This is a genomic window from Acidisphaera sp. L21 (assembly GCF_009765685.1).
Classification (GTDB): Bacteria; Pseudomonadota; Alphaproteobacteria; order Acetobacterales; family Acetobacteraceae; genus LMUY01.
Genome location: NZ_LMUY01000129.1, coordinates 8,640 through 9,206, shown reverse-complemented (window position 1 = coordinate 9,206; position 567 = coordinate 8,640). Strand labels below are relative to the sequence as shown.

Genomic DNA, 567 nt, shown 5'->3' with positions numbered 1-567 from the left:
GATGGCACCCGCGCTCTCCAGATCCAGCACGGGTGCGCCGGACAGGTTGAAGGCCCCTGCAATGGTCAGCGGGCCGCCCGTCAGCGTGCCCAGCACCAGCGTCGCGGCCGTGATCGGTGAGGTGCCAGTGATCCCACTGCCGCCACCCACCGTTAGTCCAGCAGCCGACAGCGCCGCCAGTTGCACGGTGCCCCCTGGTGCTGCCAGAGAGCCAGCGGCGCCGAAGGTCAGCCCGTCGTCCAGGATGGTGATCCCGGTGCCCGTGACCGCACCCACCACGGTCAGCGGCGCAGCATCCGTCAGGGCAAACCCGGCCTTGCTGGCAAAGGCGTCCAGCGTGGTGACTTTGTTGGCAACTTGGACAAAGCTGGCCGAGCCCGCACTGCCCGTCAGCGTCGTCACCTGCACGCTGCCGCTCGGTTGGGTGATCGCGCCTGTCGCCGTGGTCGTCAGTGTCGGCGCGGTCAGCGTGCCCGCCAGGGATAGGTCGCCTGTGACCGTCAGCCCGATCGAGGCAGTGTCGGTCACCGGGCCGGTAACCGACAGCGTCGTGCCATCGGTGAGCGT

At 69.1% G+C, this 567-nt stretch carries 1 protein-coding gene; it reads right to left on the bottom strand.

The window, feature by feature from the left end; all coding sequences use genetic code 11:
* On the bottom strand, positions 1-567 hold a 567-nt coding region (locus tag GSQ76_RS31415; RefSeq protein ID WP_216851272.1), incomplete at both ends, for a hypothetical protein.